At 72.3% G+C, this 13,220-nt stretch carries 17 protein-coding genes and 1 tRNA gene; 5 read left to right on the top strand and 13 right to left on the bottom strand.

From position 1 onward, the window contains the following. The first annotated feature begins 252 nt into the window (after positions 1-252). Positions 253-1,218, top strand: a complete 966-nt coding sequence (locus GXW76_RS18895; protein ID WP_211863653.1) for a tripartite tricarboxylate transporter substrate binding protein — start codon at positions 253-255, stop codon at positions 1,216-1,218. A 68-nt stretch (positions 1,219-1,286) separates the two neighbouring features. Here the strand turns inward: GXW76_RS18895 and GXW76_RS18890 are convergent, their stop codons facing one another. After that, positions 1,287-1,448 carry a DUF1127 domain-containing protein gene (locus GXW76_RS18890; RefSeq protein WP_211863652.1) on the bottom strand — a complete coding sequence of 54 codons (162 nt, stop codon included), beginning with the start codon at positions 1,446-1,448 and terminating at the stop codon, positions 1,287-1,289. A 346-nt stretch (positions 1,449-1,794) separates the two neighbouring features. Between GXW76_RS18890 and GXW76_RS18885 the strand changes: the two genes are divergently transcribed. Next, entirely contained in the window at positions 1,795-3,399 is a 1,605-nt protein-coding gene (locus GXW76_RS18885) for a tetratricopeptide repeat protein (RefSeq protein WP_211863651.1), read from the top strand. On the opposite strand, the gene GXW76_RS18880 is transcribed toward GXW76_RS18885, so the two are convergent. The 6 genes from GXW76_RS18880 to GXW76_RS18855 form a co-directional block, all read right to left on the bottom strand. Further along, positions 3,384-3,539, bottom strand: coding sequence for a hypothetical protein (locus GXW76_RS18880; RefSeq protein WP_211863650.1), 156 nt, complete (start codon positions 3,537-3,539; stop codon positions 3,384-3,386). The genes GXW76_RS18885 and GXW76_RS18880 overlap by 16 nt on opposite strands. A gap of 115 nt (positions 3,540-3,654) precedes the next feature. Next, positions 3,655-4,098 (bottom strand): MaoC family dehydratase, encoded by a 444-nt coding sequence (locus tag GXW76_RS18875; protein ID WP_211863649.1) that lies wholly within the window; start codon positions 4,096-4,098, stop codon positions 3,655-3,657. Further along, complete coding sequence (locus GXW76_RS18870; RefSeq protein ID WP_211863648.1) at positions 4,095-5,240, bottom strand: NAD(P)/FAD-dependent oxidoreductase; 1,146 nt, start codon at positions 5,238-5,240, stop codon at positions 4,095-4,097. The genes GXW76_RS18875 and GXW76_RS18870 overlap by 4 nt, the downstream gene beginning before the upstream one ends. 16 nt (positions 5,241-5,256) lie before the next feature. Continuing rightward, on the bottom strand, positions 5,257-6,483 hold the full coding sequence (locus GXW76_RS18865) for an NAD(P)-binding domain-containing protein (protein WP_211863647.1): 1,227 nt from the start codon (positions 6,481-6,483) through the stop codon (positions 5,257-5,259). A gap of 58 nt (positions 6,484-6,541) precedes the next feature. After that, on the bottom strand, positions 6,542-7,144 hold the full coding sequence (locus GXW76_RS18860) for an OsmC family protein (protein ID WP_211863646.1): 603 nt from the start codon (positions 7,142-7,144) through the stop codon (positions 6,542-6,544). 442 nt (positions 7,145-7,586) lie between these two features. Further along, positions 7,587-9,044 carry an amidase gene (locus GXW76_RS18855; RefSeq protein ID WP_211863645.1) on the bottom strand — a complete coding sequence of 486 codons (1,458 nt, stop codon included), beginning with the start codon at positions 9,042-9,044 and terminating at the stop codon, positions 7,587-7,589. Between the two features lie 100 nt (positions 9,045-9,144). On the opposite strand from GXW76_RS18855, the gene GXW76_RS18850 reads away from it, so the two are divergent. Then, positions 9,145-9,525, top strand: coding sequence for a Crp/Fnr family transcriptional regulator (locus GXW76_RS18850; RefSeq protein ID WP_211863644.1), 381 nt, complete (start codon positions 9,145-9,147; stop codon positions 9,523-9,525). 10 nt (positions 9,526-9,535) lie between these two features. On the opposite strand, the gene GXW76_RS18845 is transcribed toward GXW76_RS18850, so the two are convergent. Beyond that, the gene (locus GXW76_RS18845; RefSeq protein WP_211863643.1) at positions 9,536-9,730 is read right to left on the bottom strand and encodes a DUF6494 family protein; all 195 of its coding nucleotides are present in this window, start codon (positions 9,728-9,730) and stop codon (positions 9,536-9,538) included. Between the two features lie 81 nt (positions 9,731-9,811). On the opposite strand from GXW76_RS18845, the gene GXW76_RS18840 reads away from it, so the two are divergent. After that, positions 9,812-10,447, top strand: a complete 636-nt coding sequence (locus tag GXW76_RS18840; protein ID WP_211863642.1) for an FMN-binding negative transcriptional regulator — start codon at positions 9,812-9,814, stop codon at positions 10,445-10,447. On the opposite strand, the gene GXW76_RS18835 is transcribed toward GXW76_RS18840, so the two are convergent. The 5 genes from GXW76_RS18835 to GXW76_RS18815 are packed head-to-tail and all read right to left on the bottom strand — an operon-like array spanning position 10,448 to position 13,014. Continuing rightward, positions 10,448-11,317 (bottom strand): DMT family transporter, encoded by an 870-nt coding sequence (locus GXW76_RS18835; protein ID WP_211863641.1) that lies wholly within the window; start codon positions 11,315-11,317, stop codon positions 10,448-10,450. Further along, positions 11,314-11,568, bottom strand: a complete 255-nt coding sequence (locus GXW76_RS18830) for a hypothetical protein (RefSeq protein WP_211863640.1) — start codon at positions 11,566-11,568, stop codon at positions 11,314-11,316. Before GXW76_RS18830 ends, GXW76_RS18835 begins: the two co-directional genes overlap by 4 nt. Beyond that, complete coding sequence (gene folD / locus GXW76_RS18825; protein WP_211863639.1) at positions 11,565-12,413, bottom strand: bifunctional methylenetetrahydrofolate dehydrogenase/methenyltetrahydrofolate cyclohydrolase FolD; 849 nt, start codon at positions 12,411-12,413, stop codon at positions 11,565-11,567. The genes GXW76_RS18830 and folD overlap by 4 nt, the downstream gene beginning before the upstream one ends. Further along, positions 12,410-12,712 (bottom strand): DUF167 domain-containing protein, encoded by a 303-nt coding sequence (locus GXW76_RS18820; RefSeq protein ID WP_338150997.1) that lies wholly within the window; start codon positions 12,710-12,712, stop codon positions 12,410-12,412. Before GXW76_RS18820 ends, folD begins: the two co-directional genes overlap by 4 nt. After that, entirely contained in the window at positions 12,709-13,014 is a 306-nt protein-coding gene (locus GXW76_RS18815) for a YggT family protein (protein WP_211863638.1), read from the bottom strand. Before GXW76_RS18815 ends, GXW76_RS18820 begins: the two co-directional genes overlap by 4 nt. A gap of 117 nt (positions 13,015-13,131) precedes the next feature. On the opposite strand from GXW76_RS18815, the gene GXW76_RS18810 reads away from it, so the two are divergent. Then, positions 13,132-13,207, top strand: a tRNA-Ala gene (locus tag GXW76_RS18810). The last annotated feature ends 13 nt before the right edge of the window (positions 13,208-13,220 follow it).

Raw genomic sequence — 13,220 nt, 5'->3', positions numbered from 1 at the left:
CGCCAGGCCGGCGCGCGCCAGCACCGCCGCGGCCATGGGCGGCAGCAGCGACGGGTGGCCGCGCGGGGCCTCCGCTTCCTCGGCCGCAACCACGCGGCCATCCGCCAGCACGGCGGCGGAACAGCGGGCGAGCGCGCCCTCGATGGCGAGGATCTTCATGCGCCCGGCTTTACGTCACTTCCCGCCCGGGCGGAATTCCCGCCAGGATGGCGCCGCCGGGCCGCAGAGCTCCGGAGGGAGAAGGAAGACGCCATGACCATCACCCGTCGCGCCCTCGGCGCCGCGGCCCTTGCCGCGCCCGGGCTTCTCACCGGCCGCAGCGCCGCCGCGCAGGCGGCATTCCCGAACCGCGCGGTCCGCATCGTCGTCCCCTACACGCCAGGCGGCGTCTCCGACATCACCGCGCGCCTGATCGCCGACCCGCTGGCCGCCGCCTGGGGCCAGCCGGTGCCGGTGGAGAACCGCGCCGGCGCCGACGGCGTGATCGGCACCGAGGTCGTCGCGCGCAGCCCGGCGGATGGCTACACGCTCGGGCTCGTCTCGGTCGGGCATCCGGTCAATGCGGCCTTCTACCGGCTGCCCTTCGACACGATGCGCGACTTCACCTTCGTGACGCAGACGACGGCTACGCCGCTGGTGCTCTGCGCGCCGCGCGCCTTCGCGCCGAACACGGCGGCGGAGCTCGTGGACCACGCGAAGCGCAACCCGGGCGTGACCTTCGCGGGCACGGGCGGCGTGGTGCGGCTGGCGCCGGTGCTCTTCGCGCAGCGCACGGGCATCACGCTGGAATACGTGCCCTATCGCGGCAGCACACAGGCGCATCCGGACCTGATCGCCAACCGCGTGAACATCATGTTCGACACCGTCCCCGCCGCGCTGCCGCACATCCAGTCCGGTGCGCTCAAGGCGCTGGCGACGACGGGCGCGCGGCGCAGCGCGCAACTCCCCGACGTGCCGACGATCGGCGAGACGCTGCCGGGCTTCGAGGCATCGACCTGGGGCATGGTGATCGCGCCGGCCAACCTGCCGCCCGCCGTGCTGGCGAAGCTCAACACCGACATCCGCGCGGCGCTGCGGAACCCAACCGTGGTCGATCGGCACAAGACGCTCGGGGCGGAGATCGTGTCGAACTCCCCGGATGAGATGCGCAGCTTCGTCCAGGCGGAGATGGAGAAGTGGGGGGCCGCGGCCCGGGCGGCCGGGATCCAGCCGCAATAGCCGCCCGGCGGGAGCGCGCGCGGCCGGACGCCGGGCGCGCCCCCGCGACACCGCACCGCCCCCAGGCGTCAGACGCGCCACCAGAACCTGGATGCCTCGGCCACGACCTCCTCGCGGCCGAGGCCGATATCTCTCAACACCCGCGCATCCATATCGACCAGCAGCCGCCGGTCGCGAGCACGCTCATGCCGTTCCGCGAGCCGGACCAACAGGGTGCCGATGGTGGGCATGGTCGGATCTCCTTGCTTTGAGCAGATCCCGATCAGGTGGAATCGCCCGATCGGGTGAAGATGCTCGCAGAAACAATGGCCTGGAGCGGTACCCGTGAGCTGAGGCGAACGGAGACCGCTCCAGCCGGCGCCATCGCCGCGGCCCGTGGACAATGCCGCCGCGCAGGCGCACGCGCTTGGCGGAAAGCTGGCCGATGCATGGAGATCTGCGGGAGATCACACCTCGCCGCGAACGGCCGTCCGAAAGGTTGAGCAGCGCGGCCGGCGGACCGATATACCTGCTCTCGCGGCGCATGGCGCCGTGAGCGGCCCCGCATGGGACCTCACATTACCGGAGAGGATATCGATGCCCCTCGCCTTTTCCGGGCACGAGGTGGATCTGCGCCGACAGGAACTGCGGCGCGACGGCATTCGCGTGCATGTCGAGCCGCAGGTCTTCGACCTGTTGCTGCACCTCGTCCGCAATCGCGACCGCGTCGTCAGCAAGGACGAGTTGCTTGACGTCGTATGGAACGGCCGCATCGTTTCCGAGGCCGCGCTCAGCAGCCGCATCAACGCCGCGCGCAAGGCGGTCGGCGACGACGGCGAGCGCCAGTCGCTCATCAAGACCATCCACAAGCGCGGCTTCCGCTTCGTCGGCGAAGTCACCGAGGAACCCGACGAGGAGGCACAGGAATCCCGCGCGCCGGTGGCTGCGGAGGCCCCCCGGCCCGACCCGTCGAGCCGGCCCTCCGTGGTCGTGCTGCCCTTCACCAACCTCTCTTCGGAACCGGACACCGACTATTTCAGCTACGGGTTGACGGAGGACGTGATCCGCCTGCTCGCGCGGCACCGCTGGATGGATGTGCTGAGCCGCCACACCGCCGTCGCCTTCCGCGGCAAGGACGTGGATGCACGCGAGATCGGCACGGCCTTCGGCGTGCGCTACCTGGTGCATGGCAGCGTCGCCAAGCGCGGCGACCGCGTGCGGCTCTCCGCCGACCTGGTCAGCGCGGAGACCGCCACGCAGCTCTGGTCGGAAACCTACGACTTCGCGCTCGCGGATGTGCTCGACGTGCAGCGTGCCATGGCGGAGCAGATCGCGGCCGCCATCGAACCCGAACTCGCGCGGCTCGAACGCGAGGCGGCCGTGCGCCGCCCGCCGACCAATCTCGGCGCCTGGGATTGCTATCAGCGCGGGCTCTTCCACCTCTGGGGCTTCACCGAGCCCAGCATCAAGGAAGCGGAGGCGATGTTCCGCCGCGCCGTCGAACTCGACCCCGGCTTCGCCCGCGCCCATGGCGCGCTCGCCTACGTGCTGCTGCAGGAGACGGTGGTGAGCGAGCGGGAGGGACGCGAGGCGCTGCTCGACGAGGCCCTGCGCCTGAGCCGCAGCGCGGTATCGCTCGACAGCCAGGACTGCATGAACCTCTGCGTCCTCGGCCGCGTCCACGCCTTCCGCCACGACTACGAGGAAGCGATCGCGCTGCTCGAGCAATCCGTCGCGCTGAACCCGAGCTTCGCGCAGGCGTACTTCGCGCTCGGTTGCACCCTGGTCTGGAGTGGCCGGCCGCGGGAGGGCATGGCGCAGATCGAGCGCGCCACGGAACTCAGCCCGCGCGACCCGCATCTGTCGAGTTTCCACGCCGCGCGCGCGCTCGCCCACATCTACCTGCGCGAATTCCCCGAGGCGGTGGAATACGCGCGCCGCGCAACGCGGGTGTCGAATGCCAAGGCCTGGCCGCATCTGATGCTCGTCGCGGCGCTCGGCCTCACTGGGCGGATCGAGGAGGCGCGCCGCGCCCTGGCCAGGCTGCTGGAAAAGGAGCCGGGCTACACGCTCGACACCGCGCGATCCGATTTCTTCTTCTGCGCGGATGAAGCGCTGGTCGAGATGTGCCTCGAAGGGCTGCGGCAGGCGGGCCTCGGGGACGGCACGCCTGCCGGGACGGAAGTTCAGGACGGCGGGTAGAGGCGCGCGAGTTCGTCCTTCCAGGACAGCGGTGCGCGCTTCGCATTCCGCGCCGCGAGGGCGTTGCCGGCGATATGGCGGAACCATTCGGGGCCGCTCCGGCGGCCGCCCGGCAGCTTCTCGGCGGTGAAGACGGTCATGGCGGATCTCCTCTCTGCGGCCCCGGCCGGAATGGCCGGGGTTGCCGCAGTCTCCGCCGCGCCGCGGCGCGATGCTTGGAGACCACCTTGCGGCGGCGTGGAGATTTCCCCGCGATCAGCCCTGCGGGCGCAAGGGCGCGGTCCAGGTCACGGCGGTGCCGGTCAGGCAGTCCTCGCCCGCCGCGTTGCGCACGGTGGTGGCCAGCGTGCAGATCGGCTTGTCGTCGCGCACCGAGGTGACCTCAACGCGCGCGGTGATCTCCTCGCCCACGCGCACCGCCTTCACGAAGCGCCATTCGACGCCAAGGAAGACGGTGCCCGGACCGGGAAGGTTCTCCGCCACCACGGCGTTGAGCAGGCCGGAGGTGACGCCGCCCTGCACGATCAGCCCGCCGAAGGGGGATGCCGCCGCGAGCGCCGCGTCATAGTGCAGCGGATTGCGGTCGCCGGTGATGGCGGTGAAGGCCTCGACATCGGCCATGGAGGTGCGGCGCGTGCGCTCGGCCGCCTGCCCCTGTCGCGGGCGCCCGGCGAGGGTGCGGGACCAGGGGTCGCTCATCGCACCGCCTCCGCCGTGAGCGCCGCCACTTCGCGCTTCATCGCCGCATTGAGCCTGAGGTGCATCGCCTTGGCCTCCTCCAGCGTCCAAGCATAGCCGGCGATCTCGTCGGTGACGTGGAAAAGCGGAAGCGAGAGATCGTCCCGCCGCGTGGCGAAGCGGGTGAAGGCGGCCTGGGTGCCTTCGCCCGCGGCCTCGGCCAGCAGGGCGGCGTCGCGCAGCGCGTCGGTGATGCCATGCGCGGTGATCGGGTCCTTGAAGTAACCGGCATCCCCGATCAGCGCCCAGCCGGGCCCGGTGGGCTGGCGCAGGAAGCCCTTCCGACCGGCGAAGGCCATCAGCTCGCCATCGGGCGCGGTGGCGGCGACCTCCTCCGCCAACTCCGGCGAGACCTCCTGCAGCACGCGCAGCAGCGCCGCCAGGCGGTCGCCGCGCATCTCGGCGCGGAAGCGTTCGGGCGGGACGGAGGCGAAGACGCAATGCCGCCCGGCATTGGTCGGGATGCGCCCCGCACTTGCGCCGACCGCGTAATGCCAATGCGTGCCGGTGTCCGCGAGGCCCGGAAGGTAGCCATACAGGACAGTGGCGGCGTGGTGCGCCTGCTCGACCACCGGCGCGCCAGCCAGCCTCGCGACGGTGGAGCCGATGCCGTCCGCGCCGACCACGAGCCCGGCGGCGATCGCGTGCTCCCGCCCTACCTCATCCACCACGACCGCGCCGGTGACGCGGCCACCGTCATCGTGCAGCAGCGAGGTGACCGTGTGGTGGTGGCGCACCTCGGCGCCCGCTTCCCAGGCGGCATCCACCAGCACGCTGTCGAGCAGCGTCCGGCGCGGCGCGTAGAGCGCATCCACCCCGTCGCCGGGGCGGAGGTCCACGGCGATGGCTTCCTCGCCATAGTGGAAGGTGGTGCGGCGGATCGGCGGCGTACCGGCCTCGACGAGGCGCGGCAGCAGGCCCCAGCGCGCGAGCAGCATCACCCCGCCGCGCATCAGCGCGTGCGTCGAGAGCGTGTCCGTCCCGTAGCCGCCGCGATCGACCGCGAGCACGCGCATCCCATGCCGCGCCATCAGCATCGCGGCGGCGGCGCCGGCGCAGCGCGCGCCGACGACCAGGGCATCGAAGCGTTCCATCGGCTTCATGGCAGGCTTCCTTCCGTCAGGCCGCGGCGCGGCGTTGCGTGGCGAGGTGGGCGTGGAGTTCGGCGGCCAGCGCCTCGGCATCGGCGCCGACGCCGTCGAGGAAGTTCGAGTTGCGCCGGCGCAGGAAGCGCAGGCCGAGCACGTAGAGCCCGGGCATCGGCGTGACGCCGCCCTGGTGGCGGATCTCCCCCGCGGCATCGAGCACCGGCAGGCGCAGCCAGGCGTAGTTGCGCCGGAAGCCGGTGGCCCAGAGCACGGTGCGGATGCCATCCGCCGCCAGGTCGATCCCGCGTAGCGAGGACGCGAAGGGCGCGAGCGGCGGCGGGTGCGGCTCATCCGGCGCGCCTTCCGCATCGGCGACGGCGCCGAGGCGCGCGAGCAGCCGGTCCAGCGTGCGCTGCGCCGCCTCGGTCGTCTCGGCGAGGTCGTCGCGCAGCGTCACGCGCGCACCCGCGATCGCCTCCAAGCGCCCTGCGACCCGCACGCCGATGGCGCGCAGCGTGCCGAGGTCGAGGCTCGCATGGCGTCCGATCAACTGGAGCGAAGGTTGCGCCCGCGCGGCGGCGAGATCGCGAACCTGCTCCGCGCGTTCCTCGAGCACGCCGGCGCGCTGCATCCAGTCGAGGATGTCGCGTCCCCGCCAGCGCCGCGGCAGCCGCGTGTGGCGGCCGACGGCGAGCGTCACCGGGCGGCCGGAGCGATGGATCTCCTCCGCGATCTGCACGCCGGAGGCGGAGGCGCCGACCACCAGCACGCCGCCCGGCGGCAGCCGCCCAGGGTTGCGGTAGCAGGAAGGCGTCACCTGGCGGATCGCCTTCGGCAGCGCGGCGGCCATGGCGGGGATGTGCGGCAGGTCGCACTGCCCGGTGGCGATGACGACGGCACGCGCGGCGAAGGTGCCGGCCGAGGTCTCCAGCCGGTAGCCGAAGAGCGCGGGATGCAGCGCATGGACGGCGACGCCGGACTCGACGGGTGCCGCGGCCGCGTAGCCTTCGAGATGCGCGACCACCTCGGGCATGGTCATGAAGCCATCGGGGTCGTCGCCGCGATAGGACCAGCCGGGCAGGCGGCTCATCCAGTTCGGGGTGAGCAGGCGGAGGCTGTCCCAGCGCTCGCTGCGCCAGCGCTCGGCGACGCGGCCGCGTTCCAGGACCACGTGGTCGATGCCGTGCGCGGCCAGGCAGTGGCTCATGGCAAGCCCGGCCTGGCCGGCGCCGATGATAATGGCGTCGGTGGTCCGCATGCTGTCCTCCGCTGGGCGGGAGGGCCGGCGGCGGGGGCACGCCGCCGGCCGGGCGCGGTCAGGCCTCCACGAAAACGGAGACCGGCACGCCGTTGGTCATGATGTCGAAGACGGCGGAACGCGCCTTGGCCTGCGCGACGATCGCCTTCAGCGTCTCGGCCGGCGCGTCGCCGGCGACCTTGAAGTTGACGCGGACATCGCTGAAGCCGTTCCGCACCTTGTCGGAGAGGCCGAGGATCCCTTGCAGGTCGATGTCGGCCTCGATCTCGGTCTCAACCGAATGCAGCTTCACGCCGCGCACGGCGGCGATGTTGGCGATGCCCGCGGTCAAGCAGCCGGCGAGGCCGTGCAGGATCCACTCGGTGGGCGTCGGGCCCGCATCCTCACCACAGAGCACGGCCGGATGGTCGCTGTGCGCCACGGTGGCGAACTTGTGCGCGTGCTCCCCGCCCGCGCCGGCGAAGCCGAGCATGGTGCCCTGCATGTGCGTGCCGGACTTCCACTGCCCCTGGGCGCGGAACTGGAACTTGGCGAGCTGCGGCTGGCCGGCGACGACGCCGATGGTGGCGAGCAGCGCGGGCGTGTTCACGCCGTTGAGCGGCGGCTTCTCCTTCTTCGTCTTGGGGGCTTCCATCTCGGCGGTGCCGGTGACTGCGTTCATGGCCTGTCTCCTCGGGTCGGCCGGGCGGCGTCCGAGGCCGCGCGGCGGATTGCGATGGGCGGTCGCGTCCCGGGAATGGTGCCGTGGCTTGGTGCCCGACCCGCCCCGAGGACGTGGTCGAACCCTACGCAGCCCCTGCCGGAGGGGCTTGGAGACAGGCTTCAGGAAGTCTTGGGAAGTCGTGGATTCGGCGCGGGGGCCGCCATGGGCGCTGCGGCCGGCAGGCGAGGCAGAGGGCGACGCGAAGCCGCGGACAACCCGCGGCCCCCGCCCCCCTCATGACAGCGATGAATGTCATCGGCCGCTGTCATGCGTGTCTTCTCGCCCTCAGGCGCCGGGTGCCGCGCGTCCGCCCGCCTGGCTTCGCCGGACTGCCGACGGGCCGCATTCGCTGCCGCGGCCCGCTTCGCAGGCCGCGGGTCAGGATATGGGGCCGCCGGTATCACTCGTAGGGCGGCACGGTCCCCGGGCGCGGATCGAGCGGCAGCAGCCGGTCCAGTCCGGTCAGCCTCTCGAACAGCGCGGCCACCTGCAGGGCGCGCGCATCCTGCCGCGGGGGTGCCACCACCTGCAGCCCGACCGGCCTGCCATACTGGTCGAAGCCACACGGCACCGCGACCGCCGGGCAGCCGGCAAGAGTCGCGAAGGCGTTGATCAGCGAGCCGCCCATATAGTTGTCGAGCACCTTCCCGCCGATCTTCTCCGGCGCGCGCAGCGTCACATCGAAGGCGGGCGTGGAGGCACCCGGCGTCACCAGCACGTCGCAGCGGGCGAAGATGTCGCGCATGGCGCGGAAGAAGCGCGCGCGCTCGTGCTCCGCCCAGGCGAGGCGCGAAGGTGTCTCGGCCAGCCCGCGCTCGGTCTGCCAGATGATGTCCGGCTTCAGCTTGTCGCGCCGCGTCGCGAGCAGCTCCTCGCGATCCACCACGAAATGCTGGCTGCGCAGCACGAGGAAGGCCTCGTTCAGCGCGCCGAGATCGGGGTGCATCTCCTCGATGGCGATGCCGAGGCTCTCGAGGCGACGGACTTCCTTCGCGCAGATCGCCGCCATCTCGCGGTCCATCGCCAGGGTGCCGCCGAAATCGGCGGTGAAGGCGATGCGCAGCGGCTTCTCAGCCTCGGCGGCCGCGACGGCATCGGCGTAGGAGCGCGCCGGCGCGTCATAGGTCATCGGGTCGTCGATGTCCCAGCCCGCCATGGTGTCGAGGAACAGCGCCAGGTCCGCGACGTTGCGCGCCATCGGGCCCTGCACCGACAGCGGCGACCACAGGTCCTCCTGCGCGCCGCGCGTCACGCGCCCCGGAGAAGGCCGCAGCCCGACGACCGAGCAGTAGGTCGCCGGCCGCCGCAGCGACCCTCCATGGTCCGAACCGTGCGCGAGCCAGACCTCTCCCGTCGCCAGCGCCACCGCGCCGCCGCCCGTCGATCCGCCGCAGGTCAGCGAGGTGTTCCACGGGTTGCGCGTGCGGCCGAAGACCTCGTTGAAGGTCGATCCGCCGGCGCCGAACTCGGGCGTGTTGGATTTCGCGATGACGATGCCGCCCTTGCGCTCGATGCGCTCGACGATCGGGTGGCTGCGTTCCGGCACGTGGTCGGCGAAGATCGGGCTGCCGAAGGTGGTGCGCACGCCGCCGACCTCGGTCAGGTCCTTGATCGCCACCGGCAGCCCGGCGAGCCAGCCCGCCTCGCCTTCCGCCGCGCGACCTTCGCCGCGCATCAGCGCCTTGGCGTGGTCCCGCGCGCGGTCCAGGCAGAGCGTCGGCAGCGCGTTCACCGCGGGTTCCACCTCGGCGATGCGCGCGGCGGCGGCGTCGATGAGTTCGAGCGGCGAGACCTCGCGCGCGCGAAGCCTGGCGACCGCCTCGGTGGCGGTCAGCCGGATCAGGTTCGGGTCAGCCATTGCGGTATTGAATCTCCTGCGTTCGCGACAAAGGTTACAGGGGGCGACATGGCCGGGGTCCATCGGGACGTCCCTGCCAGGCGGGATGGGAGGGCTTCAAATGTCCGCAACGAACATCGCCGATGTCGACATGTGCCAGACCGTGAGTTCGCTCGGAACCGTGCAGTCGTACGCGGCCGGCGACACCATCTTCCGCGAGGGCGATCCCGCCCGGTACATGTACGTCGTCCTCAACGGCATGGTGGAGATCGCGAGCCGAGGGCGGACGATCGAGACGCTCATGAAGGGCGATGCGCTCGGCATCGTCTCCCTCATCGACGGGCGCACCCGCAGCACCAATGCGATCGCGACGATCGATTGCGAGCTGGCGGTGCTCGACGAGCGCACCTTCCGCCATGCGGTGGAAGAGGTTCCGCATTTCGTCTGGTTCGTGATGGACGAACTCGCCCGGCGCCTGCGGGCGACGAACGCCGCTCTCTGAACCCGGCGCCTCAGTCGAGCGCGATGTCGGTCTCGACGATGTGGTTCAGGCCGGGCGCGTCGGGCGTGGTGAGCGTCATCTTCAGCCGCAGCACCTTCACGCGGCCTACGCCCTCGCGGGCCACGCGCTCGACCTCGCGCTGCGAGGTGACGCCCACCTGCTTGAGGAACTTCCTCAGTTCCATGTTGAAGCGGTCCTCGTCCATCGCATGCCTCCCGTGCCGCGCGCGCCGCTTCCGCAACGGCCGCGCCGGCGCGTAGCCTGCACCCGAAAGGAACATTGCGCCATGTACAACCCGCCCGCCTTTCGTGAGGACCGCCCCGAGGTTCTGCGGGAGATCATGCGCGCGGCGCGCCTGGCGCTGATCGTCTCCGCCGCGCCGGACGGCGGCGCGCCCGAGGCGACCCACCTGCCGCTGACGCTGCACGAGAACGAGGGCCCGCACGGCACGCTCTACGGCCATGTCGCGAAGGCCAACCCGCATTGGAAGGGCCTCGCCGCGGCCGGCATGGCGCGCGCGATCTTCACCGGGCCGGAGGCCTATGTGTCCCCGTCCCTCTACCCGTCCAAGCAGGAGCACGAGCGCGTGGTGCCGACCTGGAACTACGTCGCCGTGCACGCGATCGGGCCGGTCGAGGTGATCGAGGACGCGGAACGGCTGCACGCCATCGTCTCCCGCCTGACGGACCGGCAGGAGGCCCCGCGCGCCGAGCCCTGGGCGGTGACCGACGCGCCGGAGGCCTTCGTCGCCGCGCAGCTCAAGGGCATCGTCGGCATCGTGCTGCGCATCGAGACGCTGATCGGCAAGCGCAAGCTCAGCCAGAACCGCAGCGAGGCCGACCGTGCGGGCGTCGTCGCCGGCCTTGCCGCCAGCGCGGACCCCGCGGACCGCGCGGTGGCCGAGGCGATGCAGGCCGGCTGATCAGCGCGGCGCGCGCAGCAGCAGGGTCAGCCCGGCCAGCGTCACCGCCCCGCCGGCGAGGTCGGTGAGGCGCAGCGTCTCGCCCAGCATCGCCCAGCCGAGCAAGGCGGCGACCGGCGGCGCCAGCAGTTGCAGCGCGGCGGCGGAGGATGGCGGCATGCGCCGCAGCAGCACGAAATAGAGCGCATAGCCGCCAAGCCCGACGACCACGACGGACCAGGCGAGCGCCACCACGGCCACCCAACCGGGTGCGGCCGCTGGCGAGGCCTCCAGCGCGAAGGCCAGCGGCGTGACCACCAGGGCCGCCACCGCCGTCTGGCCGAGATTGGACATCCAGGGATCGAGCCGCCCCCTGGCGGGTGCGAAGGCCAGCAAGCCGCCCGCCTGGGACAGCGCGCCGGCCAGCGCCAGGGCGATGCCGCCCATGGCCGCCGCCTCGAGCCCCGCAGCGGCGCGCGGCAGGCCGAGCGTGGCCACCCCGGCCCAGCCCAGCGCGAGCCCGGCCCAGGCCTGCGGTGCCAGCCGCCTGCCGAAGACCAGCCGTTCCCCCAGCGCCACGAACAGCGGCGCCGTCGCCGACAGCAGCGCCACCAGCCCCGAAGGGATCATCGCCGAGGCCGCCCAGGCGCAGGCGAGGTAGCCACCCATCCCGAAGGCGCCCATGGCGGCGATGCGCGGAAGGTCGCCCCGCGCCGGCAGCCGCGCCCGCAGCAGCCAGGCGGCGGCGACCAGCAATGGCACGCCCACGGCGAAGCGCAGCGCCAGAGCCGTGATCGGCGGCCATTCCAGCGCGACGATCCGCGCCGCGTTGAAGGCGGATGCCCAGACCAGGACGAACAGCGCGGCGAGGCCGAGCGTGCCCGGGGTCACGCCCCCAGCCGCTTCTCGATCCGCGCCAGCGTGTCCTTCAGGGCCGCGATCTCCTGCGCCTGGCGTCGCAGCGCGGCACAGAGCGAGGCGATGCCGAGCAGCGCCAGCGCCGGGATGGCGCCCGCCCCGGCATAGAGCAGCCGGGCGCGGGCCCAGCCCTCCCCGCCCCAGGGCGTGGCCTGCCAGGCGAGGTGCGCGCAGGCGAGGATGCCGGCGACGCCAACCACCTGCAGGATGCGCAGCAGGATCACGCGGCACCCCGCCGCGCGATGGCGGCGTCGAGCGTGTTCTCGAGCAGGCAGGCGATGGTCATCGGGCCGACGCCGCCCGGCACGGGGGTGATGGCGCCGGCGACGGCGGCGGCCTCGGCGAAGGCGACATCGCCGACCAGCTTCCCGTCGGGCAGGCGGTTGATGCCGACATCGACCACCACGGCGCCGGGGGCGATCCAGTCGCCGCGTACCATCTCCGGCCGGCCGACGGCGGCGACCAGGATCTCGGCGCGGCGGCATTCGGCGGCGAGGTCCCTGGTGCGCGAATGGGCGATGGTCACGGTGCAGTCCGCGCCCAGCAGGAGTTGCGCCATCGGCCGGCCGACGATCTGCGACCGTCCGAGCACCACCGCCCGCGCCCCGCGCAGCGCGACGCCGGATTCGGCGAGGATGTGCATCACGCCGCGCGGCGTGCAGGGCACCAGGCCGGGCTGGCCGGCGGCGAGGCGCCCGGCGTTCAGCGGATGGAAGCCATCCACGTCCTTGGCCGGGTCCACCGCCGCGATGGCGGCCTCGGTCCGGATATGCGCGGGCAACGGCAATTGCACCAGGATGCCGTCCACCGCCGGGTCGGCATTCAGCCGGGCGATGGTGGCGAGGAGGTCCGCCTCGGTCGTCTCGGCCGGCAGGTGGATGGTGGCGCTATCGAAGCCCGCGGCCGTGGCAGCCTTGTCCTTGTTGCGGACATAGACGCCGGAGGCCGGGTCTTCCCCAACCCTTACGACGCGCAGGCCGGGGCGGAAGGACAATGTGGCGACGCGCTCGGCGAGCCCGGCGCGGATGCGCGCGGCGATCGCCTTGCCGTCGAGAATGCGTGCGCTCATGCCAGCGCCTCCAGTTTCGGGACGAGAACGGCCGGGTCGCCGGCCACACGGAGCGTCTTTTCGCGGGACGCGGCGCCCTGCGCCAAGGTCACGCCGGAAGCGGCGATGCCGAGCGCCTCGGCCAAAGCCTCGCAGGCGGCGCGGGTGGCGCGGCCGTCCTCGGGCGCCTCGGCGACTGCGATGGCGAGTCGCGGGCCGCCCGCCGCGGCCTTCACCCCGCCGAGGCCGCGCCGCCGCGCCTTGGGTTGCACCTTCACGCGGACCAGCACGGCATCGGTCTCGGCCCGCCAGAAGCTCACCAGCCGATGCCGTTGCGCAGCAGCCCGACCTGGATCTCGGCCAGCAGGATGCGCAGCGCCTGCAGCAGCAGGATCAGCACGAGGGGCGAAAGGTCCACGCCGTTGAAGTTCGGCAGGCGCCGCCGGATCGGCCGCAGGACCGGTTCCGTCACGCGGTAGAAGAAGTCCGCGATCGACCAGACCAGCCGGTTGCGCGAATCGAGGATGTTGAAGGCGAGCAGCAGGGACAGCACCGCGGCGATGATCAACGCCCAGACGTAGAGATTGATAGCCGTGTCCAGCAGCCAGAACAGCGCGCGCATGGGCCCTCCCGCAAAGTGCGGGGAACCTAGTGGCGGCCCCCTCCCCCGGCAAGGCGGCGCGGAAGGCGGGTTGACTTCCTGCCAAGGCTGGGGCACTCAGCGCGCCTCGCGCGGGTCGGGGCTGTAGCTCAGTTGGGAGAGCGCCTCGTTCGCAATGAGGAGGTCAGGGGTTCGATTCCCCTCAGCTCCACCACCGCCCGCGACGC

This window comes from Neoroseomonas soli, assembly GCF_018129065.1.
GTDB classification, from domain to species: Bacteria; Pseudomonadota; Alphaproteobacteria; order Acetobacterales; family Acetobacteraceae; genus Neoroseomonas; species Neoroseomonas soli.
This window is presented reverse-complemented; position numbering and strand designations above follow the sequence as displayed.

Excerpts from the sequence above, each read along its gene's own strand:
- GXW76_RS18895 (WP_211863653.1), top strand. The coding sequence starts at position 253 with ATGACCATCACCCGTCGCGCCCTCGGCGCCGCGGCCCTTGCCGCGCCC.
- GXW76_RS18890 (WP_211863652.1), bottom strand. The coding sequence starts at position 1,448 with ATGCCCACCATCGGCACCCTGTTGGTCCGGCTCGCGGAACGGCATGAG.
- GXW76_RS18885 (WP_211863651.1), top strand. The coding sequence starts at position 1,795 with ATGCCCCTCGCCTTTTCCGGGCACGAGGTGGATCTGCGCCGACAGGAA.
- GXW76_RS18880 (WP_211863650.1), bottom strand. The coding sequence starts at position 3,539 with ATGACCGTCTTCACCGCCGAGAAGCTGCCGGGCGGCCGCCGGAGCGGC.
- GXW76_RS18875 (WP_211863649.1), bottom strand. The coding sequence starts at position 4,098 with ATGAGCGACCCCTGGTCCCGCACCCTCGCCGGGCGCCCGCGACAGGGG.
- GXW76_RS18870 (WP_211863648.1), bottom strand. The coding sequence starts at position 5,240 with ATGAAGCCGATGGAACGCTTCGATGCCCTGGTCGTCGGCGCGCGCTGC.
- GXW76_RS18865 (WP_211863647.1), bottom strand. The coding sequence starts at position 6,483 with ATGCGGACCACCGACGCCATTATCATCGGCGCCGGCCAGGCCGGGCTT.
- GXW76_RS18860 (WP_211863646.1), bottom strand. The coding sequence starts at position 7,144 with ATGAACGCAGTCACCGGCACCGCCGAGATGGAAGCCCCCAAGACGAAG.
- GXW76_RS18855 (WP_211863645.1), bottom strand. The coding sequence starts at position 9,044 with ATGGCTGACCCGAACCTGATCCGGCTGACCGCCACCGAGGCGGTCGCC.
- GXW76_RS18850 (WP_211863644.1), top strand. The coding sequence starts at position 9,145 with ATGTCCGCAACGAACATCGCCGATGTCGACATGTGCCAGACCGTGAGT.
- GXW76_RS18845 (WP_211863643.1), bottom strand. The coding sequence starts at position 9,730 with ATGGACGAGGACCGCTTCAACATGGAACTGAGGAAGTTCCTCAAGCAG.
- GXW76_RS18840 (WP_211863642.1), top strand. The coding sequence starts at position 9,812 with ATGTACAACCCGCCCGCCTTTCGTGAGGACCGCCCCGAGGTTCTGCGG.
- folD (WP_211863639.1), bottom strand. The coding sequence starts at position 12,413 with ATGAGCGCACGCATTCTCGACGGCAAGGCGATCGCCGCGCGCATCCGC.
- GXW76_RS18815 (WP_211863638.1), bottom strand. The coding sequence starts at position 13,014 with ATGCGCGCGCTGTTCTGGCTGCTGGACACGGCTATCAATCTCTACGTC.